The 22115-nt window shown below is 67.0% G+C and carries 20 protein-coding genes and 1 pseudogene; 14 read left to right on the top strand and 7 right to left on the bottom strand.

The annotated features are described in order from the left end of the window. Positions 1 to 95 precede the first annotated feature (95 nt). The gene (locus tag ACTIF6_RS10090; RefSeq protein WP_439588031.1) at positions 96 to 1097 is read left to right on the top strand and encodes an endonuclease/exonuclease/phosphatase family protein; all 1002 of its coding nucleotides are present in this window, start codon (positions 96 to 98) and stop codon (positions 1095 to 1097) included. Here the strand turns inward: ACTIF6_RS10090 and cphA are convergent. Both cphA and ACTIF6_RS10080 read right to left on the bottom strand, forming a co-directional pair. After that, positions 1086 to 3686 carry a cyanophycin synthetase gene (cphA, locus tag ACTIF6_RS10085; protein WP_439587842.1) on the bottom strand — a complete coding sequence of 867 codons (2601 nt, stop codon included), beginning with the start codon at positions 3684 to 3686 and terminating at the stop codon, positions 1086 to 1088. The two genes, ACTIF6_RS10090 and cphA, sit on opposite strands and share 12 nt — an antisense overlap. A 34-nt stretch (positions 3687 to 3720) precedes the next feature. Beyond that, the gene (locus ACTIF6_RS10080) at positions 3721 to 5946 is read right to left on the bottom strand and encodes a cyanophycin synthetase (RefSeq protein WP_439587841.1); all 2226 of its coding nucleotides are present in this window, start codon (positions 5944 to 5946) and stop codon (positions 3721 to 3723) included. A gap of 167 nt (positions 5947 to 6113) precedes the next feature. On the opposite strand from ACTIF6_RS10080, the gene ACTIF6_RS10075 reads away from it, so the two are divergent. Then, positions 6114 to 8393, top strand: a complete 2280-nt coding sequence (locus ACTIF6_RS10075) for a cyanophycin metabolism-associated ABC transporter (RefSeq protein ID WP_439587840.1) — start codon at positions 6114 to 6116, stop codon at positions 8391 to 8393. After that, positions 8390 to 8872: a cyanophycin metabolism-associated DUF1854 family protein gene (locus ACTIF6_RS10070; protein WP_439587839.1), complete on the top strand. Its 483-nt coding sequence runs from the start codon at positions 8390 to 8392 to the stop codon at positions 8870 to 8872. The genes ACTIF6_RS10075 and ACTIF6_RS10070 overlap by 4 nt, the downstream gene beginning before the upstream one ends. An 8-nt stretch (positions 8873 to 8880) precedes the next feature. Here the strand turns inward: ACTIF6_RS10070 and ACTIF6_RS10065 are convergent, their stop codons facing one another. After that, the gene (locus tag ACTIF6_RS10065; protein WP_439587838.1) at positions 8881 to 9264 is read right to left on the bottom strand and encodes a hypothetical protein; all 384 of its coding nucleotides are present in this window, start codon (positions 9262 to 9264) and stop codon (positions 8881 to 8883) included. A 67-nt stretch (positions 9265 to 9331) separates the two neighbouring features. Here ACTIF6_RS10065 and ACTIF6_RS10060 point away from each other — a divergent pair, with 67 nt between their 5' ends. Both ACTIF6_RS10060 and ACTIF6_RS10055 read left to right on the top strand, forming a co-directional pair. Next, the gene (locus ACTIF6_RS10060) at positions 9332 to 9994 is read left to right on the top strand and encodes a response regulator transcription factor (RefSeq protein WP_439587837.1); all 663 of its coding nucleotides are present in this window, start codon (positions 9332 to 9334) and stop codon (positions 9992 to 9994) included. Continuing rightward, positions 9991 to 11340 carry an ATP-binding protein gene (locus ACTIF6_RS10055; protein WP_439587836.1) on the top strand — a complete coding sequence of 450 codons (1350 nt, stop codon included), beginning with the start codon at positions 9991 to 9993 and terminating at the stop codon, positions 11338 to 11340. The genes ACTIF6_RS10060 and ACTIF6_RS10055 overlap by 4 nt, the downstream gene beginning before the upstream one ends. On the opposite strand, the gene ACTIF6_RS10050 is transcribed toward ACTIF6_RS10055, so the two are convergent. Next, positions 11325 to 11756 (bottom strand): DUF4148 domain-containing protein, encoded by a 432-nt coding sequence (locus ACTIF6_RS10050; RefSeq protein ID WP_439587835.1) that lies wholly within the window; start codon positions 11754 to 11756, stop codon positions 11325 to 11327. The two genes, ACTIF6_RS10055 and ACTIF6_RS10050, sit on opposite strands and share 16 nt — an antisense overlap. A gap of 200 nt (positions 11757 to 11956) precedes the next feature. Between ACTIF6_RS10050 and ACTIF6_RS10045 the strand changes: the two genes are divergently transcribed. From ACTIF6_RS10045 to ACTIF6_RS10025, 5 genes and pseudogenes are all read left to right on the top strand, one after another. Next, on the top strand, positions 11957 to 12889 hold the full coding sequence (locus ACTIF6_RS10045; protein WP_439587834.1) for a LysR family transcriptional regulator: 933 nt from the start codon (positions 11957 to 11959) through the stop codon (positions 12887 to 12889). A 103-nt stretch (positions 12890 to 12992) separates the two neighbouring features. Then, positions 12993 to 13787: a hypothetical protein gene (locus tag ACTIF6_RS10040; RefSeq protein ID WP_439587833.1), complete on the top strand. Its 795-nt coding sequence runs from the start codon at positions 12993 to 12995 to the stop codon at positions 13785 to 13787. A 117-nt stretch (positions 13788 to 13904) separates the two neighbouring features. Continuing rightward, positions 13905 to 14471 carry an RNA polymerase sigma factor gene (locus ACTIF6_RS10035; RefSeq protein ID WP_439587832.1) on the top strand — a complete coding sequence of 189 codons (567 nt, stop codon included), beginning with the start codon at positions 13905 to 13907 and terminating at the stop codon, positions 14469 to 14471. Then, complete coding sequence (locus ACTIF6_RS10030; RefSeq protein ID WP_439587831.1) at positions 14468 to 15307, top strand: ankyrin repeat domain-containing protein; 840 nt, start codon at positions 14468 to 14470, stop codon at positions 15305 to 15307. Before ACTIF6_RS10035 ends, ACTIF6_RS10030 begins: the two co-directional genes overlap by 4 nt. A gap of 21 nt (positions 15308 to 15328) precedes the next feature. Further along, a pseudogene (locus ACTIF6_RS10025) lies at positions 15329 to 16115 on the top strand (SDR family NAD(P)-dependent oxidoreductase). Between the two features lie 12 nt (positions 16116 to 16127). On the opposite strand, the gene ACTIF6_RS10020 reads toward ACTIF6_RS10025, so the two are convergent. Beyond that, positions 16128 to 17360: an MFS transporter gene (locus ACTIF6_RS10020; RefSeq protein ID WP_439587830.1), complete on the bottom strand. Its 1233-nt coding sequence runs from the start codon at positions 17358 to 17360 to the stop codon at positions 16128 to 16130. Further along, positions 17350 to 17814 (bottom strand): MarR family winged helix-turn-helix transcriptional regulator, encoded by a 465-nt coding sequence (locus ACTIF6_RS10015; protein WP_439587829.1) that lies wholly within the window; start codon positions 17812 to 17814, stop codon positions 17350 to 17352. Before ACTIF6_RS10015 ends, ACTIF6_RS10020 begins: the two co-directional genes overlap by 11 nt. Before the next feature lie 51 nt (positions 17815 to 17865). On the opposite strand from ACTIF6_RS10015, the gene ACTIF6_RS10010 reads away from it, so the two are divergent. Together ACTIF6_RS10010 and gloA are read left to right on the top strand one after the other, a co-directional pair. Beyond that, positions 17866 to 18408: a PaaI family thioesterase gene (locus ACTIF6_RS10010; RefSeq protein WP_439587828.1), complete on the top strand. Its 543-nt coding sequence runs from the start codon at positions 17866 to 17868 to the stop codon at positions 18406 to 18408. Positions 18409 to 18413: 5 nt separating this feature from the next. Further along, positions 18414 to 18860 carry a lactoylglutathione lyase gene (gene gloA / locus ACTIF6_RS10005; RefSeq protein WP_439587827.1) on the top strand — a complete coding sequence of 149 codons (447 nt, stop codon included), beginning with the start codon at positions 18414 to 18416 and terminating at the stop codon, positions 18858 to 18860. 279 nt (positions 18861 to 19139) lie between these two features. Here the strand turns inward: gloA and ACTIF6_RS10000 are convergent, their stop codons facing one another. After that, the gene (locus tag ACTIF6_RS10000; protein ID WP_439587826.1) at positions 19140 to 19748 is read right to left on the bottom strand and encodes a Wadjet anti-phage system protein JetD domain-containing protein; all 609 of its coding nucleotides are present in this window, start codon (positions 19746 to 19748) and stop codon (positions 19140 to 19142) included. Between ACTIF6_RS10000 and istA the strand changes: the two genes are divergently transcribed. Together istA and istB are read left to right on the top strand one after the other, a co-directional pair. Beyond that, positions 19716 to 21227, top strand: a complete 1512-nt coding sequence (istA, locus tag ACTIF6_RS09995; protein WP_439587825.1) for an IS21 family transposase — start codon at positions 19716 to 19718, stop codon at positions 21225 to 21227. The two genes, ACTIF6_RS10000 and istA, sit on opposite strands and share 33 nt — an antisense overlap. Further along, entirely contained in the window at positions 21220 to 22026 is an 807-nt protein-coding gene (gene istB / locus ACTIF6_RS09990; RefSeq protein ID WP_439587824.1) for an IS21-like element helper ATPase IstB, read from the top strand. Before istA ends, istB begins: the two co-directional genes overlap by 8 nt. Positions 22027 to 22115: the final 89 nt, after the last annotated feature.

Here is a 22115-nt window from a genome sequence, read left to right as displayed (position 1 = left end):
ACAGTGAGGTCATGCAGCCTGACCTCACACCGCTTCCTTCCAGCGCCCCGCTGGCCCCCGCAGGCCATGGGGCGTTGCCGCGTTGGGCCACCCTCATGGTGGCTACCTGCAACGTGCTCAACCTGGCACAACCCGGCCGCCATTTCTACGACGGGCAGGAGCCCTATACCCAGAACGAGTTCGACCGCAAGGTGGACTGGCTGGGTGACCGCTTCAAGGCGCTCAATGCCGACGTGATCGCGGTGCAGGAAGTCTGGGACGAACTGGCCCTGCGCGCCGCAGTGGCGCGCAGCGGTCTGCAATACGGCGTGGTCGCCGTGCCCGGTGCGGAAAACGGGCCTGGCCAGCATGGCGCGCAAGGCACGCCGCGCGTGGGCATCGTCACGCGGCTCAAGGTGGAGTCCCTGCAGTCGATGGCCGACTTTCCAGTGGCCGCTGTGGTTCAGGTGCCGGGCCTCGGGCTTCACACACGCTTCGAGCGCGCTCCGCTGATTGCCCACCTGCGCCTCAGGCATGGCCAGCCGTTGTGTGTGATCACGGCTCACCTCAAGAGCAAACGGCCGAAGTTTCTCGAAGATTCAGAAGGAAAGATCAATGAGGACACGGCAGACCCGGCCGTGCAGGCGCTGGCATCGCTGCGATCACTCATCATGCGTGCCGGTGAAGCGCTGGCCTTGCGCCTGAAAGTGGTGGAACTGCTGCACCAGACGCGCACCCCACTGGTGCTCATGGGCGACCTCAACGACAGCCCGCACAGTGTGACCACCCAGCTCATTGCCGCCACATCGCAGGTGGCTTACGACAAGGGCGCGAACGATCACGCGCTGTTCAGCGCCTGGGATGTGCAGGGTGAAGCCGCGTTGCGTCGTGACGTGGCTTACTCGCACATCCACCAGGGCTATCCCGAGGTGCTGGACCAGGTGCTGGTGAGCGAGGAGTTTGTGGCGACGAGTCGCCGCACCCTGGGCGATGTGCGACGTGTGGAGGTGTTCAACGATCACCTCTTCGAGGGCCGGGACCGCAGCCGCAGCGACCACGGCTTCGTGCGCGCCCTGCTGCGCATCCGCCTGCCCGACGCCGCGGCTTCAGTGGTCTGAAGCGACGGGCTGCGCCTCGCCTTCGCGAATGCGCGAGGCCAGATGGGCCAGCGCCTCTTCGACCTGGTCGACCAGGATCAGGCACAGGTCGCCGGGGCGCAAGCGCTCCAGCGCCGTGTCGATGGCGATGAACTCGCCGCGGATCTCCAGCACCTCGCGCGTGCGGCTGGCGCCCTGGAGGCCCTGGCGCAGCAGGGTGAGCACTTCGCCGTCTTCTCGCCCGCGCTGGCAGGCGTCCTGGAACAGCAGCACCTCGTCGAAGGCGGTGCCCAGAATCGCGGTCTGTTCGCGGATGTCTTCGTCGCGCCGGTCGCCTGCGCCACTGATGACCACGCTGCGGCGGCGCGCCGGCATGGCCTTCACCGCCTCGACCAGCGCCCGCATGGCATCCGGGTTGTGGCCGTAATCGGCGATCACGGTGGCGCCTCGGTAGTCCATCACGTTGAAACGACCGGGCGCGTTGTCGGCGTCGTTGGAGAAGGTGGCCAGGCCTCGCGCGATGGTGTCCCAATCGAGCCCTGTGCACCAGGCAGCGCCAATGGCGGCCATGACGTTGTCCTTCTGGAAACCGATGGTGCCGCCGCGCGTGATCGGCACGCCCTGCAGCGGAATCTGCACCCGCCAGCTTCCTTCGGCGACGACGATTCGGTCACCCTCGATGCAGATGGTGCGACGCCCCTGGACTCGGTGTGCCGCCAGCACGGGGTGATCGTGTTCCTGGGCAAAAAACACCACCCCACCCGTGCACTTGGCCGCCATCGCTGCCACGATGGGATCTGCCGCGTTGAGCACGGCATAGCCGGTAGGTGCCACGTTCATCACGATCACGCGCTTGAGCACCGCGAGGTCCTCGACCGTGGTGATGTAGTTCAGGCCGAGGTGGTCGCCTGCACCGACGTTGGTCACCACCGCCACGCTGCACTGATCAAAACCCAGGCCTTCGCGCAGCATGCCGCCACGTGCGGTTTCGAGCACGGCCGCGTCCACGTCAGGGTGCAGCAGCACGTTGCGCGCGCTCTTGGGACCGGAACAATCGCCGCTGTCGATCTGGCGGCCGTCGACGTACACGCCATCGGTGTTGGTCATGCCCACGCGCTTGCCGCTGGTGGCCATGAGGTGCGCGATCAGGCGCGTCGTGGTGGTCTTGCCGTTCGTGCCGGTGACCGCGATCACGGGAATGCGGCCGTCGTCACCCGGTTCGAACATGTGCGCCACCACCGCTTCACCCACCGGCCGGCCTTTGCCGTACGAGGGTGAGAGGTGCATGCGCAGGCCGGGTGCGGCGTTTACCTCGACCACGCCTCCACTCTGCTTCTCCAGTGGCACGTGCACGCTCTCGCAAACCACGTCGACACCGCAGATGTCCAGCCCCACGGTCTGAGCGGCGGCGACCGACCGGGCGGCCACGTCAGGATGCAGGTCGTCGGTCACGTCGGTGGCCGTGCCGCCCGTGCTCAGGTTGGCGTTGTTGCGCAGCACGACGCGCCGCCCCATCTCGGGCACCGATTCGGGTGTGAGGCCCTGCACGCCCAGGCGAGCACGTGCGATGTCGTCGAACCGGATCTTGGTGAGCGACGTGGCGTGGCCTTCGCCCCGACGAGGATCGGCGTTGACGAGGTCAACCAGTTCGCTCACCGTGTGTTCGCCATCGCCAATGACGTGCGGCGGATCGCGGCGCGATGCGGCGACCACGCGGTCCCCCACGACGAGCATGCGGAAATCGCTGCCGGGCAGGTACTTCTCGACCATCACCTCGCCGTGCTCGGCGGCGGCGCGAAACGCCACTTCCAGGTGATCGCGCGACACAATGTTCACCGTCACGCCCTTGCCCTGGTTGCCGTCCTGCGGCTTGACGACCACCGGCAGGCCGATTTCCTGCGCCGCTGCCCACGCATCGCTCTCGTCGCTCACCGGGCGGCCTTCGGGCACCGGCACGCCGGCTGCGGCCAGCAGCTTCTTGCTAAGGTCCTTGTCCTGCGCGATCGATTCGGACACCGCACTGGTGCTGTCGACCTCGGCGGCCCAGATGCGCCGCTGCCGCGAGCCCCAGCCCAGTTGCACCAGACTGCCCGACGTCAGGCGCCGGTAGGGAATGTTTCGCGCCACAGCGGCATCCACGATGCAGCCGGTGCTCGGGCCCAGGCGAACGTCTTCGTCGAGCACACGCAGCCGGGTGATGGCGGCCTCCACATCGAAGCCCTGCGGCTCACCGGCGCGCACCGCATCGAGGAGCTCGCGCGCCAGGTCAAAAGCCAGCCGTCCCACCACTTCCTCGCTGTACTGCGCCACCACCTGGAACACCCCGGTTTCCAGGGTGGCTGCGACACGGCGAAAAGTCACCGGGCAACCGGCCTGGGCCTGCAAGGCCAGCGCCACATCGGCGAGCACATGGGCGAGCGAAAGGTGCTCCTGCGGATTGCTCGGCTGCAACGCACCGACCGCAGGGAAGAGTTCGCGCAGCCGCCGCTCGAAGCCGGGGAGCGCATCGAGATCGAGCTCGTCCGCTTCGCAAGCCACGATGGCCTCAATGCAGGTGTGGCGGCTCCAGAGATTGGGACCACGCAGGGTCCGGATACGGGAAACGTCCATGACGGCGAATGAATGGGTTGAACGGTTGAGCGGCTCAGGACACGGGAACAGGGGCGGCGGCATCGGCGGGCTCGGGCGTGGTGGCCGCACCAAAACCGCAGGTCTCCATGCCGGCAGCGATCAGTTCGGGTGAAACCGCGAGTGCCCAGGCGGCCGCGGCCACCGCCAACAGCGTGTGCAGGCCCAGTTCCTCGCCGAGGCCTTGCACGATCGGCGCGTCAAGCTTCACCCGATGTGCCTTGCGCGTGCCTTCGGCCAGCACCAGTGCGCCATCGGACACCGACACCGTTCGCAGGCCGAGGGCACGGTGTTTCTCCAGCAGGGAGGACGCACCGTCAAGCCCGTAGAAGATCACGTCGCCATCGCACAGGCTGGCCATCTGCGCCACACGTGCGTCATCCGCGTTGAGAACGGCCACGCCATCGGGCAGCACCACATCGACCTGGGTGCGCAGCACGCGGTAGAGCTGGTCAACATCGCGCACGTCGTAGCGTTCCAGCCCCGCGACATCGTCAAGATCGGTCACCACGCCGACGGCGCACCGGTCGTACGCCAGGCCGTCTTCCAGGATGGCCGCAGCGTCGTTCTCGAGCACAACGGCATCCACTTCGCGGTTCATCAGCAGGCGCTGGCCCGCATCCCAGTGGGCACTGGGCCGGGCATCGACCTTGCGGGTGCCAAGGAACAGGCCATCACGGCAGGCCAGGCCCACCTGATGTCCACTGAGATGCAACAGCCAGGCCACCAGGCGGGCGATGGCCCCTCCGTGCCGGGAGCCAGCCACACCCACGATCGGCACGCGGCCATTGCCCCCGTCATCGAACAGGTGGTCCACAATGGCGCGCCCCACGGGACGCGACATGCCGGTGGCGGGTTTGAGGTGCATCAGCAACCCGGGGCCGGCGTTCACTTCCACCACCGCGCCACCCTGCTCCTGCAAGGGACGTCCGATGTCCTGCGCGACCACGTCGACACCCGCAACGTCCAGCCCGACCACCCGGGCGGCCAGCGACACCGCATGCGCCACCTCGGGGTGAACTTCGTCGGTGCAATCGATCGCCACATTGCCGTTGCGCTGCACCAGCACGCGGCGCCCAGCCACCGGAACCGCCTCGCCGAACAGGCCCTGGCGCTCCAGCAGCAGGCGCATCACGGGCTCGCGCTCCAGGCGGATGGTCTCCAGCGGAAACTCTTCGGCCTCGCCTCGACGCGGGTCGTTGTTGAGCTGGCTGTCGATGAGCTGGGCCACCGTGGAGCGACCGTCGCCGACCACCGACAGACTTTCCCCGCGCGCTGCCGCGACCACGCGGCCACCCACGACCAGCAGGCGGTGCTCGTCACCGCGCACATAGCGCTCGACCATGACCTCGCTGCCTTCGGCATCGGCCACGGAAAAGGCCTTCTCGACGTCACTGCGATCGGACAGGTCCAGGCTCACGCCGCGACCATGGTTGGCGTCAGAAGGCTTGACGACCACCGGCAGGCCGATGTCCTGCGCGGCCTCCCAGGCGGCGGCCGGGCTGTCCACCACCTGCCCTTCGGGCACCGGCACACCGCAGGAAGCCAGCAGGCTCTTCGTGAGGTCTTTGTCGTGCGCAATGTTGCCCGCGATGGCGCTGGTGTGGTCGGTCTCGGCGGTCCAGATGCGGCGCTGGCGCTTCCCATGGCCGAGCTGCACGAGGTTGCCGTCGTTCAGGCGCAGGTGCGGGATGCCGCGATCGGTGGCGGCGGCCACGATGGCGGCGGTGCTGGGGCCGAGGTAGCTGCGGTCGATCTGCTCCACGATGCGCGCCACGGCGCCCGTCACATCGAAGCTGGTCGAACCGTCCTTGTGGCGGATGGCAGCCAGCAGCAAGGCATGCGCCTCGGCCAGCGCGGCGCGCGCCACCGCTTCGTCGCGCGCCCTGAACACCATGCGGTAGACGCCGCGCCGGGTGGTCTCGCGGGTCTGGCCAAAACCCGTGGGCATCCCGGCCAGATTGAGCAACTCGATGACGACGTGTTCGAGGATGTGGCCGGCCCAGGTGCCTTCGCGCAGTCTTTCAATGAAGCCACCACGTTCGCCCACGCCGCAGTGGTGCTCCTCCAGCGCGGGGAGCCATTCGAGCAGGCGATCGGTGAGACCAGGAAGTTTGTTGGACGGCAGATCCTCCAGGTCGCCAAGGTCGAGCCAGACCTCCAGCACCGAGCGGTACGTCCAGATGTTGGGGCCGCGCAGGTAATTGATGCGCAGCAGCGTGATGTCGTGTCGAGAGCTCATGTCTCCAGCGGGACTCGTGTTTCTGGCAACCGGGTGTTGTACCGGTCTGAGGGTCACAGGAAGTTCAATACTTTCACTGATCATGAACCCGACATCGGTGAAAATGCCATGCTCTCCCGTGGGAGCATGCCGGTACTCGCGGTCGACGCCACGCAGCCTTCTTCACCATGCTTTCACACTTTCCAGCTGAATCATCAGCTTCAAAAGCCGACCCTGCACGGGACGCCTTGCGGCCCGCATCAACCCGGCTGGGGGGCGATGATAGCGCCGTCGCCACTTTGGCGCTTGACCTGGACGAGCATTTACATTTCCGCACAAGGACGCTGTTGTTAAGCCGCCAACGCCTGGTGCTGGAAGACCAGGCCTGGGTGCTGACCCCGGACATGGAGCTGCGTCTCGGCGACCACGCTGGCGTTGGCGTGCTGGAGTTGATGGATGCCCAGGGCCGACTCGCCGTGTGGCGCTTCACACTGGCTGCCCAGCCCCGGGCGGCGCGCCTGGTGGAGCAGTTCCAGCGCGTGATTGCCCAGCTCGACGAAACCAGCGGCGTGGCGCTGGACGAGGCGGTCCGCACCTGCCCCCAGTGCCAGGCCAGCCTGCCGCCCGACAGCGACGAGTGCTCCGACTGCGCGCAGGACGCGCCACAAGCCCCTCCTTCGACATGGGTATTGCTGCGCCTCTGGCGTTTCGCCCGTCCCTATCGCTGGACCCTGTTTTCCGGGTTCGCGCTGACGCTCGCCTCCACCGCCGCCACGCTGGTACCACCCTACCTCACCATCCCCTTGATGGACCGGGTGCTGATCCCGTTCCAGAACGGCCAGGACATCGACACCGGCCTGGTGCTGCTGCTGCTCTCGGGCCTGCTGGGGTCAGCCCTGTTGGCCTGGGGCCTGGGCTGGGCGCGCACCTGGCTGCTTGCGGTGGTGTCCGAGCGCATCAGCTCCGACCTGCGAACCACCACGTTCGACCACCTGCTCGCGCTTTCGCTCGACTATTTCGGCAGCAAGCGCACTGGTGACCTCATGGCGCGCATCGGCAGCGAGACCGACCGCATCAGCGTTTTTCTCTCGCTGCACGCGCTCGATTTCGTCACCGACGTGCTGATGATCAGCATGACGGCGGTGATCCTGTTCTCCATCAACCCCTGGCTGGCGCTGGTCACGCTGCTGCCACTGCCCTTCATCGGCTGGATGATCCACCTCGTTCGCGATCGCCTGCGCACCGGCTTCGAGAAGATCGACCGCGTCTGGGGTGAAGTCACCAACGTGCTGGCCGACACCATCCCTGGCATCCGGGTGGTGAAGGCGTTCGCGCAGGAAGCCCGCGAAGCGCGCCGCTTCAAACGCGCCAACGAGCACAACCTCGCCGTCAACGACCGCATCAACAAGACCTGGTCGCTGTTCACGCCGACCGTCACCCTGCTCACGGAAATCGGCCTGCTGGTGGTGTGGGCCTTCGGCATCTGGCTGGTCAGCCGGAGCCAGATCACCGTGGGCGTGCTCACCGCCTTCATCGCCTACATCGGGCGTTTCTACGGCCGGCTCGACTCCATGAGCCGCATCGTCTCGGTCACGCAGAAAGCGGCCTCCGGCGCCAAGCGCATCTTCGACATCCTGGACCACGTCTCCAACGTACCGGACCCCGCGCAGCCGGTGCCGCTGACCCAGGTGAAGGGCGGGCTGGAGATGCAGGACGTGAGTTTTCGCTATGGCAGTCGCACGGTGATCCGCAACCTGAGCCTGCAGATCCAGCCAGGCGAAATGATCGGCCTGGTGGGACACAGTGGATCGGGCAAGAGCACCCTGGTCAATCTGCTGTGCCGCTTCTACGACGTGAGCGAAGGGGCCATCCGCGTCGACGGCGTGGACATCCGCCGCGTGGCCGTGGCCGACTTCCGGCGCCACATTGGTCTGGTGCTGCAGGAACCATTTCTGTTCTTCGGCACCATCGCCGAGAACATCGCCTATGGCAAACCCGGCGCCACGCGGGCCGAGATCGTGGCCGCTGCCCGCGCGGCGCATGCGCACGAATTCATCCTGCGCCTGCCCCAGGGCTACGACTCGCTGGTGGGCGAGCGGGGCCAGGGCCTCTCGGGTGGCGAGCGTCAGCGCATCAGCATCGCACGCGCACTGCTCATCGACCCGCGCATCCTGATTCTGGATGAAGCCACCTCTTCGGTCGACACCGAGACCGAGAAGGAAATCCAGAAGGCGCTCGACAACCTGGTGCAGGGCCGCACCACCATTGCCATCGCGCACCGCCTCTCCACATTGCGCCGCGCCGACCGCCTGGTGGTGATGGACCGCGGCCAGGTGGTGGAGATCGGCCCGCACGACGAGCTCATGGCCTTGCGCGGCCACTACTGGCGCCTTTACGAGGCGCAGGCGCGCAAGGAGCAGGAAGCCGCTGCCTTGCTCGATGTGGATGCGCCGGAGGACACGCCATGAACGCGTCCACCTCCACACCTTCCTGGCGCCTGACGCGCAACCCCTTCGGTCGCCTGGTCCTCACGGAAGCCGGCGGCGAAGACCACGTCGGCGTGGTGCCCGTGCGCGCCTTCCCCATCGGCGCGCCCGATGAGGGCCTTTCACTGCTGGGCAGCGATGGCCATGAACTGGCCTGGGTGGATCGCCTCTCGACACTGCCGCCAGACACGCGCAGCCTGATCGAAGAGGAACTGGCGCAACGCGAATTCACACCCGTGATCCAGCGCATCGAGTCGGTGTCCACGTTCTCCACGCCCAGCACCTGGCAGGTGGCCACCGACCGCGGCACCACCAGCTTCGTGCTGCGCAGCGAGGACGACATTCGCCGGCTCGAAGGCCAGGCCCTGCTGATCCAGGCCAGCCACGGTGTGAGCTTCGCGGTGCGCGACCGGTTCGCGCTCGACGCGCATTCGCGCCGACTTCTCGACCGGTTTCTCTGACGGCGCTTTCAGCCGCGCACGAAGAGGGTCACGAGTGGCTCGTCGCCCACCTGCCGGCTGCGATGACCGTGCACGGTGGGGTCAAACGTGGCGCCTTCCGGCAACGTGTCGGCCGAGTAGAAATGCTGGCCAGGCCCGAAGGCGCGCCAGCTGCCATCTTGCAGGCCGATCTCCATGAAGCCCTGCAGCACGAACAGCCACTGCGGCGCTGGCGTGCAATGGAATTCGCTGCGAAAGCCCACGGGGCTCTCGCGCAGTTGACATGCCGTGGCCGGCAACAGGGCCGACAGCCGGGCGGCTGGCGAACCCTCGCTCAACGCGATCGGGGACTCGCGGAATCGGGCCAGGCCGCTGACATCGGTATAGAGGATCACCTGATTGAATGTGTTCAAGGAAATCTCCAGGAAACGGTCTGCCGTTGTACCAGAGGCGCGGGATTTTTCGCTCACACTACGTTCCATGAAAGTTTTGCTGGCCGAAGACGACACCATGCTGGGCGCCAGCATGGACCGGGGACTGCGCATGGCGGGCTTTGCCGTCGAGTGGGTGCGCGACGGCGTGCAAGCCCAGGCGGCGCTGCGGGCGCAGTCCTACGACCTGTTGCTGCTTGACATCGGCCTTCCCGGCCTGGATGGACTGCAGTTGCTCCATTGGCTTCGTACGGAGCACCTGCCCATTCCTGTGCTGGTGGTGTCGGCCCGCGATGCGGTAGGCGATCGCGTGGCCGGCCTGAACCTGGGCGCCGACGACTACCTCACCAAGCCATTTGACCTCGACGAACTGGTCGCCCGCATGCATGCGCTGGCGCGGCGCGTGGTGGGCCGCGCGCCCTCGGAATTGCAACTGGGGCGGCTGATCATGCGGCCGCTGCGGCGTGAGACCCTGCTCGACAACCAGCCCTTGAGCCTCTCCACGCGCGAATACGACCTGTTGCTCGTCTTGATGGAGCGCCCAGGCAACGTGCTTTCGCGCGAGCAACTGGAGAGCCGGCTCTACGGCGACCACGACGAACTGGCCAGCAACGCCATCGAGGTGCACGTGCACCACCTGCGGCGCAAGCTGGGCAGCGCCTGGATCAAGAACGTGCGCGGGGTGGGCTACAAGCTGGTCGAGGCCGGATGAACTCGATCCGGCAGCGCCTGCTGTTCTGGCAGATCACCGCCCTGGTGATCACATGCGTTCTCGTCAGCGCTCTCACCTACCAGTTGGCCTGGCAGGCGTTCAACCGGGAGCGGGATTTCGCCATGGAGCAGATCGCGCACTCGGTGGTACGCCATGGCGTGCGGCCTGGCTCCTGGGCCACGAATCCGCCGGCGGCGCCTGCCACGGCCAACGACCTGGGACGTTTCATCAGCCAGATCTGGTCCCCCGGCGGCGAGATCCTCTACAGCTCGGTCCCAGGCACCGGCCCCCCATTGCAGCCCGCTGGCTTTCATGAAGTGGCGTGGTCGGGCGAGTCCTGGCATGTCTATACGCTGGTCGATCCGCAGCAGATCGTGCAGGTGGCCAAGACGTCGAGCGACCGCGCCACGAGCTTTGGCCAGCTGGCGCCCTGGCTGCTGGTGCCCACCGGTCTGCTCGTGCTGGTGCTCAGCACCTTGATCCATGCGGCCGTGACCCGCGCGCTCCTGCCATTGAACCAGCTGGGTCGCGACATCCACCGTCGCGATGAAAAAGACCTCAACCCTCTGCCGACGCGTGATCTTCCCCAGGAACTGACGCCGCTCGCCGAGGCACTGAATCAGTTGCTGAGGCGGGTGGATGGCCTGTTGACACGCCAGCGCCAGGTGCTGGCCGATGCGGCGCACGAACTCAACACGCCGCTGGCGGCGGTCAAGCTGCAGGCCCAACTGGCCCGCCGCTCGAACGATGTCGACCGCGAAGCGGCGCTGGACGAACTCGACAAAGGGATCGAACGCAGCACGCACCTGGTGGCGCAACTGCTGCAGATGGCCCGGCTGGAGCGCGATATGCACCAGCGCCATCCCGTGCCGCTGCGCTGCGACCAGATGGCGGCCGAGGTGGTGGGGGCGTTTTCCGCACGGGCCGACGCACGCCGCATCGATCTGGGGCTGGAGCCCAGCGACGCTGCCACCGTGTGCATGGACCCGGAAGACTTCCGCGTGCTGCTCAACAACCTCGTGGACAACGCGTTGCGACACACGCCCTTGGGCAGCCAGGTCGACATCCAGGTGCAGCAAGTGGGCGAACGCGTCATGCTCACCGTCAACGACAACGGCCCGGGCATTGCCCAGGCCGAAAGAGCGCGCGCACTGCAGCGCTTCGTTCGACTCAACCCCCACGACACCACCGGCAGCGGTCTCGGGCTGGCGATCGTGACGCAGATCGCCGAACACAACGGGGGCGGCATCGAACTTCGCGACCGCCCGGGGGGCGGTCTGTCGGTGTCGGTGCACCTGCCGGCGCATCGCACCGCGCCCGGTCAGGCCGATCAGTTCACCGGGTAGTCGTTGCCGACAGGATGCAGGCTGCCGTTGCGCAGGGCTTCGCGCACTTCGGCACGCACTTCCTCGCGGGTCTTGCGCTGCGCCACATAGCGCTGGGGCGCCAGTTCGCGGGCGGTGGCGCCGGACTGGCCGTCGGCAATCAGGGTGCCGCCGTCGCGGGCTTCTTCGAGTTCGCCCTGCACTTGCGAGCGACTCTTGGAGACCACCACCGGCTGTGCATATTGCTGCGGGTAGAGCTGGTTGAAACGCAGGCCGGATTCGCCGTTGGCGATCAGGTCGCCGTTGCGCTGGGCCAGGGCCAGTTCGGCACGCACCTGCTCGCGGGTCTTGCCCACGGTGAGATCGGCGGCCAGGGCGTGACCTGCAACGAGGGTGGAGAGAGCGATGGCCACAACGGAGAGACGGGTGTTTTTCATGACATTTTTCCTTGGGTAGGTTGAACATGCCGGGCGGTCACTTGTGGTGACCTGCCCGGCTTCGATGCCTGTGAACCGGGTTGGCTTGCATCGATGGGTGCACTTTAAAGTTTCTGATTTCGAAGAAAAACAACCCTATTGCCATTGCCACGTTTCTCTTTCAGCAACAATCACCCGATCCGAAACCACCCGAGAGCCCCATGGACCGCCTTGCTTCGATGCGCGCCTTTCAGAAAGTGATTGACGAGGGCGGCTTTGCGGCGGCCGCCAGGGCGCTGGACATGTCGCCTGCGGTCGTGACACGCCTGGTGGCCGATCTCGAGGAGCACCTGGGCACGCGCCTGCTTCACCGCACCACGCGGCGCGTCTCGCTCACCGAGGCAGGTGATGCCTACCTGGACCGCGTTCGCCTGATCCTGCTGGAGCTGGACGAGGCCCACGCGCTCGTGAGCTCCCACACCAGCGAACTGGCCGGGGTTCTTCACCTGCTGGCACCGCCGGTGCTGGCCACGCATGTGCTCGCGCCACTGGTCAGCGGCTTTCGGCAGGCCTACCCCAAGATCCTGCTCGACATTGATGTCGAGTCGCACCGCGAGCCACCGATCGAGGACTACGACATCACGCTCATGGGCGCAAGCGACGGCTTCGATGCCAACGTGATTGCGCGCAAGGTGATCTCCACCGAAGCCATCCTGCTGGCCTCGCCCGACTACCTCAAGCGCAAGGGCGTGCCGCGATCGCCAGAAGAACTGGGCCAGCACGACTGCCTGCGCCTCAAGCCCCCGACCGGGCGCACCCGCGCCTGGCGCCTGCTGCACGCGCTTGATGTGGACCGGCACATCGACGTCGACGTTCAGCCCGTACTCTGGGCCAACCACAACGACACGCTGATGCACGCGGCACTCGATGGCGCAGGCATCACGTCCTCAACCGTCGAGCTCGCAGCCCCCTTGCTGCAGAACGGCGACCTGGTGCGCGTGCTCAACCCCTGGATCACCGGCCGTCTCACGATGTACGCCGCCCTGCCCAGCCGCAAGTTCATGCCACGGCGCACCCAGGTGTTCCTGGACTACCTCACCGAGCAGACGCGCATGCGGGTGGTCAGCGCACTGGCCACGTGCGAAAGCTGCTGAACACGGGCTCGCACAGGCCGTTACAACTTGGCTTGGCGCAGTCAACCCCGTCGCGCGCCTTGGTTCGTTTCAACAGGCTCCATCCACTTCACACGGAGCCCGCATGAAACCCCTGCCCACCGTTCGTACCACCCTTGCACTGGTGGCCGCCCTCGCCTCACTGACCACCCTGCCCGCCCATGCCGTGGGTGGCATCGCCGACGTGCAGGTGATCGACCGTGACAGCGGCGAAACCCTCACGGTCTACCGCCATCAGGGAGAACACTGGGTGGCCGGGCGCCCCGGCGCGCGTTACGCGGTCTCGGTGCGCAACGCCACCCCCGGCCGCGTGTTGAGCGTGGTGTCGGTCGACGGCGTGAACGTGATCTCGGGCGAAACCGCCCACTGGCGGCAGACCGGCTACGTGCTCTCGCCCTGGCAACAGCACGCCATCAACGGCTGGCGCAAGAGCGACACCGAGGTGGCGGCGTTCCACTTCACCGCATCCAGCGATTCGTATGCCGAGCGCACCGGCCGGCCGGCGCACTTGGGCGTGGTCGGCGTGGCCGTGTTCCGTGAAAAGCCGGAGCCTCCGCCACCCCCCGCCGTGGCGCCATCGCCCATGCTGCGCGAGCAGGGCGCTGCACAGGAGAGCCGCTCATCCGCCCCCTCCAGCGCTGCCGACATGGCAGCAGCCCGCCCGCGCCTGGGCACCGGCCACGGCGAGCGCGAGACCTCGGTGGTCAGCCACACCACCTTCGAGCGCCGCAGCCAGCGCCCCGACGAGCTCATCCGCATCCGCTACGACAGCCGCGAGAACCTGGTGGCCATGGGCATCATCCCGACGCTGCCCATGCCGCCCAGGCCGAATCCTTTCCCGGGAGGTGTGTCTCCCGGCTACGCACCCGATCCGAGCTGAAGCGCGACCCCCACGCTCCGCCGCTTTGCGGGTCGCTGCCCCCCGAGGGGGCTGATCCGGCTTGGGGCGGCCCGGCGCCGGATCGCTCTCCGTCGAGACTCTCCATAATCCAGAGGCATGACCGAGCCCGCCGACGAAACCCTGATGCTGGGCTTCGCCGCGGGCGATGCGCGCGCCTTCGAAACGCTGTACGACCGCCACGCCCTGCCGGTGTGGCGCTTCGTGCAGCGCAGCGTGCGAGACAACGCACTGGCGGACGACCTGGTGCAGGACGTGTGGTTTTCGTTGCTGCGCCATGCACCCAACTACCAGCCGCGTGCAAGGTTTCGCACCTGGCTTTTCACGCTGGCACACCACCGCATGGTGGACCACTGGCGCACCCACAAGCCGCACATCAGCCTGGACGCCGACACCGAAGAGGGCGCGGCGCTGGCCGACTCGCTGGCGGCGGATTCGGGCTTTGGTCCGGTGAGCCAGCTGCAATCGCGCGAACAGGCGCAGGCCCTGCTCGATGCGCTCGCCGGGTTGCCGGCTGCACAGCGCGAGGCCTTCCTGCTGCAGGCTGAAGGGGGCTTGAGCGTGGCCGACATCGCAGAGGCCACGGGCGTCACCCACGAAACCGCGAAGAGCCGCCTGCGCTACGCGCGCGAGCGCCTGCGCCAAACGCTGGAGACCCTGGCATGACACCCGACGATTCCTTGCTCGAACGTTACCGGGAGGCCAACGCGCTGGATCCTGCGCGGCCTTCGCCCGCCCTGCGCGAAGAGGTTTTGGCGCGTGCGCGTGCCATCGCTGGAGCACCCACTGGCGAGGCCCGCCCGGCGGCGGCGGCCAACGACGCTTTCTGGCGCTGGCGAGCGCTCGGCGGCCTGGCGGTGCTGGGGCTGGCCACGCTGGTGGTGCTGCAGTTCGATCGCGGCACCCCGGAGGAAAGAGACGCGGTGCTGGCGCCGACAGCACCCCGCGCCACCGTGCCGGCTCCTGCGCCTTCCGCTGCGCCGTCGCCCGCCCCAACCACCACGCCCGCACCCGCAACTCCACCGGTGTCGGCCACACCGCCACCCCGGCCCGCACCGCCCGTTGTCGCGCAACCTGCAGCACCGCCACCCGAGGCGCGCACGCGGTCCGCCGAGTCGGTAGCACCCGCGCCAGCTCCAGCCTCCCCCGTCCTGCGCGCGCCAAGTGCCCCGGCCCCGGCCCCGGCGCCCGCCAGGGCGCAGGACAGCGCTGCCGACGCCATGAGTGAAAGCGCGCCGGCTGCCCGATCGCAGACTCGACCGGAAGCCCAGGGCGCGCTGGCGCGCGAGGTCGACGTCAACGCGATCGATCCGCAAGGTCGCACCGCGCTCATGCGCGCCGCCGTGCAGGGCGACGCCGACCGGGTGCGCCACCTGCTGGAAGCGGGTGCTGACCCAAGGCGCCGCGACAGGGAGGGTCGAAGCGCCGCCGATCTGGCGCGCGAAGCCGGTCATGCCGCGGTGCTCTCCATGCTGGAAGCCGCCAGCGCCGCGCCACGATAAAGCGCCGCTACCATGCGGCACATGAACACACCGACACCTTCCCCCGTGCAATTCGGCCACCAGGGCCGTGTGGTCCTCGTCACGGGTGGTGCGCAAGGCATCGGTGAAGCCTGCGCACGCCGCTTCGCTCGCGAGGACGCCAAGGTGGTGCTGGTCGATGTGGCCGATGCGCGCGGACAGGCATTGGCCACCGAACTGCAAGCCCTCTACGTGCATGGCGACGTGGGCCACAAGCCGGACGTGGACGCCGCCGTGGCGCAAGTCCTGCAGGCGCACGGCCGCATCGACGTGCTGGTCAACAACGCCGGCATCTTCAAGGCGGCGGACTTTCTGGACATCACCGAGGCCGACTTCGACGCGGTGCTGCGCGTCAACCTCAAGGGGAGCCTTCCTCATGGGCCAGGCGGTGGCGCGCGCCATGGTGGGCACCGGCGGCGGCAGCATCGTGAACATGAGTTCGGTCAATGGCGTGCTCGCCATCCCCAGCATCGCCAGCTACAACGTGAGCAAGGGGGGCATCAACCAGCTCACGCGCGTGATGGCGCTTGCCCTGGCCGACCAGGGCATCCGCGTCAACGCGGTGGCACCGGGCACCATTGCCACGGAGCTGGCCGCCAAGGCCGTGCTCACCAGCGAAGAGGCCAGTAACCGCATCCTCAGCCGCACCCCCATGAAGCGCCTGGGCGAACCCGCCGAGATTGCCGACGTGGTGGCATGGCTCGCCAGCGATGCCGCCAGCTACGTGACCGGCGAGATCGTCACCGTCGATGGTGGCCGCATGACGCTGAACTACACCGTGCCGGTGTAGGAACGCCTGGCCTCAGGCCGGCTGCGCCCGCACCACCCGCGCTTCACGGATCGGCAGGTGGATGAGCGCGGCACCCACGGCGAGCACGATGTCGATGTACCAGATCCAGTCGTAGCTGCCCGTGGCCTCGAACACCTGGCCACCCAGCCAGGCGCCGAGGAAACCACCGATCTGGTGCACCAGCATCACGATGCCGAAGAGCATGGCCATGTTGCCGGTGCCGAAGAACTTGGCCACCAGGCCCACCGTGGGTGGCACGGTGGACAGGAAGGTCAGGCCCATCACCGCCGCGAAGATCAGCATCACGGCTTCGGTCTTGGGCGCGAGCAGGAACACCAGCACAGCGAGCGCGCGCGTGGCGTACACCAGCGAGAGCAGCGACTTCATGCGCCAGCGCCCCACTGCCCAGCCCATGGCCAGGCTGCCGATGATGTTGAAGAGGCCGATGATGCCCAGCGCCCAGGCACCCACCGGCGCGGGCAGGCCGCAAGCGGCCACCACGCCGGGCAGGTGCGTGGCGAGGAAGGCCACATGAAAACCGCAGACGAAAAAGCCCGCCGACAGCAGCAGGTAGCTCGGGTTGCGCAAGGCCCCGGCGATCGCTTCGCGCGCCGGCAACGCCACAGCAACGGGTGCGGCGCCGGCCCTGGCGGCGAGGCCGGGACCCCGCAACACCCAGGCCGCCGGCAGCGCCAGCAGCACGATGAGCCCGAGCACCTGCAGCGCGTTGGCCCAGCCCAGAGCGAGCATGAGCGCGGCGGCCAGCGGAGCCATGAGGAACTGACCGAACGATCCGCCCGCGTTCACGATGCCCGTGGCCATGCCACGGCGCTCTGGTGGTATCAGGCGCGTTGTGGCCGCCATCAGCACCGACGGCCCCGCCATGCCGGCACCGCCCGCCGCAAGCACACCAATGGCGAGGATCAAGCCCCAGGTGGTGGTCATGAACGGTGTGATGAAGGTGCCCAGTGCCACCAGCACGATGCCCACCAGCAGCACGCGCCCGGCACCGATGCGATCGGCCACCGCGCCCGCAAACGGTTGCGTGAGCCCCCACCACAGTTGCCCGAAGGCAAACGCCAGGCTGATGCTGCCCACGCCCAGGCCGGTAGCGGTGTTCAGCGGCGAGAGGAAAAAGCCCATGGTCTGCCGCGTGCCCATGGTGAGCGCGAAGGCACCGGCGGCGGCCAGCAGCACGAGCCACCAGACCATCGGCCGGTTGGGGGAGACGGTGTCAGTCTTCATGCGTGTCGTCCTCGTGGAATGCGGCCAGACCCTGGTCCAGCAGCACGTGCAGGGCGGCCACGGTGGCGGGACCCAGCTTGTCGTTGAGAGAGAGTTGCGCGGCCTTCCAGCGGCGCTGCGCCTGCCGGCGCATCTCGAGTCCGGCTTCGGTGATGTGAACGAGGCGGCTGCGCGCGTCGTGCCCGACGCCCATTTCCAGCCAGCCCGCGGCCACCATGGGCTGCAGGTTGCGCGTCAGCGTGGAAGCGCTCATGTCCATGCGCCGCGCGAGTTCGCCCGGGGCGAGCGGGCCGAGCCGGTCCACATGGGTCAGCAGCGAATACTGGGTGATCTTCAGACCGGCTGCCGAGAGGTGCTGGTCGTAGTGCTGTGTCACCCGTCGGGTGAGCTGGCGCAACTTGAAGTTGGTGCAGCCGATGGGGGTCGGCATTGTCACCTGGGCGTCGGAGTTCATTCAATAATTGTATCTACAATGATTGCATCTGCAAACAGAAGGACACGCATCATGACGACCGAAGAAACCCTGGCACTCTGGAACCGCGAGTACGAGGCCACCATTCAGCGCATGCGGGCCGGCGCCGGCCCGGGTCTGGCCAGCCGCGAGGCCTTTGCCGGGCTGAACGGCATGCAGCAGATGCAGGCCATGCTGGATGGCAAGGCGCCCTATCCACACATCGCCGACACCATGGATTTCTCCCTGGTGGAAATCGGCGAGGGCCGCGCCGTGTTCCAGGGCACGCCGCAACTCAAGCACTACAACCCACTGGGCTCGGTGCACGGTGGCTGGTACGCCACCCTGCTCGATTCGGCCGTGGGTTGCGCCGTGCACACCGTGATGCCGGCAGGACGCGGCTACACCACGGCCGAACTGAGTGTGAACATCGTGCGTGCTGCATCTTTGAAGAGCGGGCCACTGCGCGCCATCGGCACCGTGGTGCATGCAGGCCGCCAGCTCGCCACCGCCGAGGGCCGCATCGTCGGGGCAGACGGCAAGCTCTACGCCCATGCCACGACAACCTGCCTGGTTTTCGAGATGCCCGCAAAATAGAGCGCATGCGAATCCTTCACACCATGCTGCGCGTGGGCAACCTCCAGCGCTCGATCGACTTCTACACCCAGGTGCTCGGCATGCAGGTGCTGCGCACCTCGGAGAACCCCGAGTACAAGTACTCGCTGGCCTTTGTGGGCTACGAAGGCAACCCCGCACAGGCCGAGATCGAGCTTACCTACAACTGGGGCACCGAGAGCTACGACCTGGGCACCGCCTACGGCCACATCGCCCTGGGCGTGCCCGATGCCTATGCCGCCTGCGAGAAGATCAAGGCCGCTGGCGGCAACGTGACGCGCGAGGCGGGTCCGGTGAAGGGCGGCACGACGGTGATTGCCTTCGTGACCGACCCCGATGGCTACAAGATCGAATTAATACAAACAAAATCAACAACTTATGATGGCGGACGCCAGTCGGACACCAAAAGCACTGATCCGCTGCGCAGTGCGTAGCAGATGAGCAACAGAAGCCCGCTCAAGCGGGCTTCTGTTTGTCCGGTGATGGCACGCAGCCAAGGCTATCAACTTCCGCTCCAACGGCCAGGAGCAACCTTTCGGGCTCACCGGCTTCATGACCGTTTCTGGGGCTGATCTGAGACGTTCATGGTTGACGGGTTGTTGCCAACGGCCACGGTCATGAGCGTGTCGGAGTGGCAGGGCCCCACGCACGCTAGCTGCAAACCTTCGGACAGTTGCTCAATAGATCGACAGGTACTTGCGCCGCTGCCGTGATCACTCGGGCCAGCATGGCTCCATCGCTTCCTGCTCGACCGCGAGCGCTCCGAGTGCTGCGGCTTCTTCACCCCACCCCCAGCGCTCACAGACCCTGAGAATCTCGCGCCGTGCAGAGGGTGCCAATTCACGCCGGGTAACGGTGCCGGGTAGCACGGCATCAGCGCGCATGCCATGCAAACGGAGCGAACGCCCTTCTTGTTCGCAGCACTTAGCGATGTGCGACGCAATGCGGAATCCGCCCAAGTCGATGTCGCCCCAGTGATGGAGGGTCGCGGTCGGCGCAAGCGCCTTCAGAAACACTGCATAGGCTCGCTTCCACGATGGACTCGGCATGCCGCCCGTGTAGATGACGATGGCATCGTCCGGCCGTTGTCCGGCCATTTCGTTGAACGTGGTCAGATTCTCGACTGTCAACAGCCGCTGGCCGAAACCTGGATCGATTTGTACCGAGCGAATGACTGTGTTGGCGCCGACCGAAAACTGACCATCTAAAGCGAGGTCTACCGATCGAAAATTTACCAGGGTGTTCCACTGCTCTGCTGATTTTTTCAGCAGGGCGAACAGGTGATCACCATGGACATGATTGGCAAGGTCAAGCGGATGCATTTCCGCGACCGACTCTCATTCAGCGACATCGCCCGACGCACGGGCTTGTCGCGCAACACGGTCAAGAAGTGGGTGAAGGCGCCCGCAGAGGTCGAACCGCGCTATCGACGCAAGGCTGTAGCTGGCAAGCTGAGTGCATTCGAGGAGGCGCTGGTGCAGATGCTGCGCGCCGATGCGCGGCGAGCCAAGCATGAGCGGCGCACGGCCAGGGCGCTGCACACCGAACTCAAGGCCCTGGGCTATGAAGGCGGCTACAGCCGGCTGACCGACTTCATTCGAGCCTGGCGCGAGGGCGAGGGGCAGGCGGTCAACGTCACGGCCTACGTCCCGCTGAACTTCGAACTCGGCGAGGCCTTCCAATTCGACTGGAGCGAGGAAGGCCTGGTGGTCGGCGGCATCTACTACCGGGTGCAGGTGGCGCACACGAAGCTGTGCGCGAGCCGCGCGTTCTGGTTGGTGGCCTACCCGAGTCAGGGCCACGAGATGCTGTTCGACGCCCACACTCGATCGTTCGCTGCGCTGGGCGGCGTGGCGCGCCGCGGGATCTACGACAACATGCGCACCGCCGTCGACAAGGTCCACAAGGGCAAGGGCCGTACCGTCAACGCACGCTTCGCGGTGATGTGCGCGCACTACCTGTACGACCCCGACTTCTGCAACGTGGCCTCGGGCTGGGAGAAGGGCCGCGTGGAGAAGAACGTGCAGGACAGCCGTCGGCGCATCTGGATCGAGGCCGCCCGACGACGCTTCAGCTCCTTCGCCGAGCTCAACGCGTGGTTGGGCGAGCGCTGCCGGGCGCTGTGGAGCGAGGTGCGCCATCCCGAGCACAGCCAGTTCAGCGTGGCCGAGATGCTTGAGCACGAGCGGCCCCACCTGATGCCCATGCCCGAGCCCTTCGACGGCTACGTGGAGAAGCCCGCTCGGGTGTCGAGCACCTGCCTGGTGTCGGTGGCGCGCAACCGCTATTCGGTGCCGTGCGAGTGGGCCGGGCAGATGATCAGCACACGACTGTATCCGAGCAGCGTCGCGGTCGTCGCCGATGACGTCGTCGTGGCTCGCCACGAGCGCCTGAGCGACTCCGGCGGCACGCGCTACGACTGGCAGCACTACATCCCGCTGGTGCAGCGCAAGCCGGGGGCCCTCAGGAACGGGGCGCCCTTCGCGGACATGCCCGAGGCGCTGCAACAGTTGCGTCGCGGCTTGCTGCGCCAGGCCGGCGGCGACCGCGTGATGGCCCAGGTGCTGGCCATCGTGCCGGCGGCCGGCCTGGATGCCGTGATCGTGGCGGTGGAGTTGGCGATGGAGAGCCGCCCGCCGTCTGGACGTGTCAGCGTAGAGCACGTCATCAACGTGCTCGGCCGGCTCAACGCGCCGGCAGTGCCCCTCGGCGCCGAGACGGCGCTGCAGGTCGCAACACCGCCGCTGGCCAACACGGCGCGCTACGACAGCCTGCGCGGCCAGGAGGTGGACCATGCGTGATGTGACGGTTGAACTCAAGGCATTGCGCCTGCACGGCATGGCTGGTGCCTGGTGCGATCTGCAGGAGCAGGGCCCGGCCTCGGGTCTGGATAGCTCACGCTGGCTGGTCGAACACCTGCTGCAGGCCGAGACCACGGACCGCGCGATGCGCTCGGTGCAGTACCAGATGACGTCGGCGCGCTTCCCTGTGCACCGGGACCTCGCGGGCTTCGACTTCGATGCCTCGGTGGTGGATCGCAAGCTGATCGAACAACTGGCGACACTGGAGTTCACCGACGCCGCGCACAACGCCGTGCTGGTCGGCGGGCCGGGCACGGGCAAGACCCATCTGGCCACGGCTCTGGGTGTCTCCGGCATCACGCGTCATGGCAAACGCGTGAGGTTCTTCTCGACGGTCGATCTGGTCAATGCACTGGAGCAGGAGAAGGCCCAGGGCAAGGCCGGGCGCATCGCCAGTGCGCTGCTGCGCATGGACCTGGTGATCCTGGATGAACTGGGCTACCTGCCGTTCAGTCAGGCCGGTGGCGCGCTGCTGTTCCATCTGCTGTCCAAGTTATACGAGCACACCAGCGTGGTGATCACCACCAACCTGGACTTCGCCGAGTGGTCCACGGTGTTCTGCGACGCGAAGATGACCACCGCCTTGCTTGACCGACTCACGCATCACTGCCACATCGTGGAGACGGGCAATGAGAGCCACCGCTTCCTGCACAGCAGCGCCACGGCGAAGAAGCGGATCAAGGCGAGGGAACAGGCCCGCAAGGCATATCCGCAGCCGCCGGCGGCAACTGGCGACTGAGCCGCAAGCGGCCGCGCGGGGAAATCCGCTACGGGCTACGCCCTTCGCGGCTTCCCCCGCGCGCGATCACAACATCGAGGAGGACTCAA

It is taken from the genome of Hydrogenophaga sp., from assembly GCF_051860785.1.
Classification (GTDB): Bacteria; Pseudomonadota; Gammaproteobacteria; order Burkholderiales; family Burkholderiaceae_C; genus Hydrogenophaga.
This window is presented reverse-complemented; position numbering and strand designations above follow the sequence as displayed.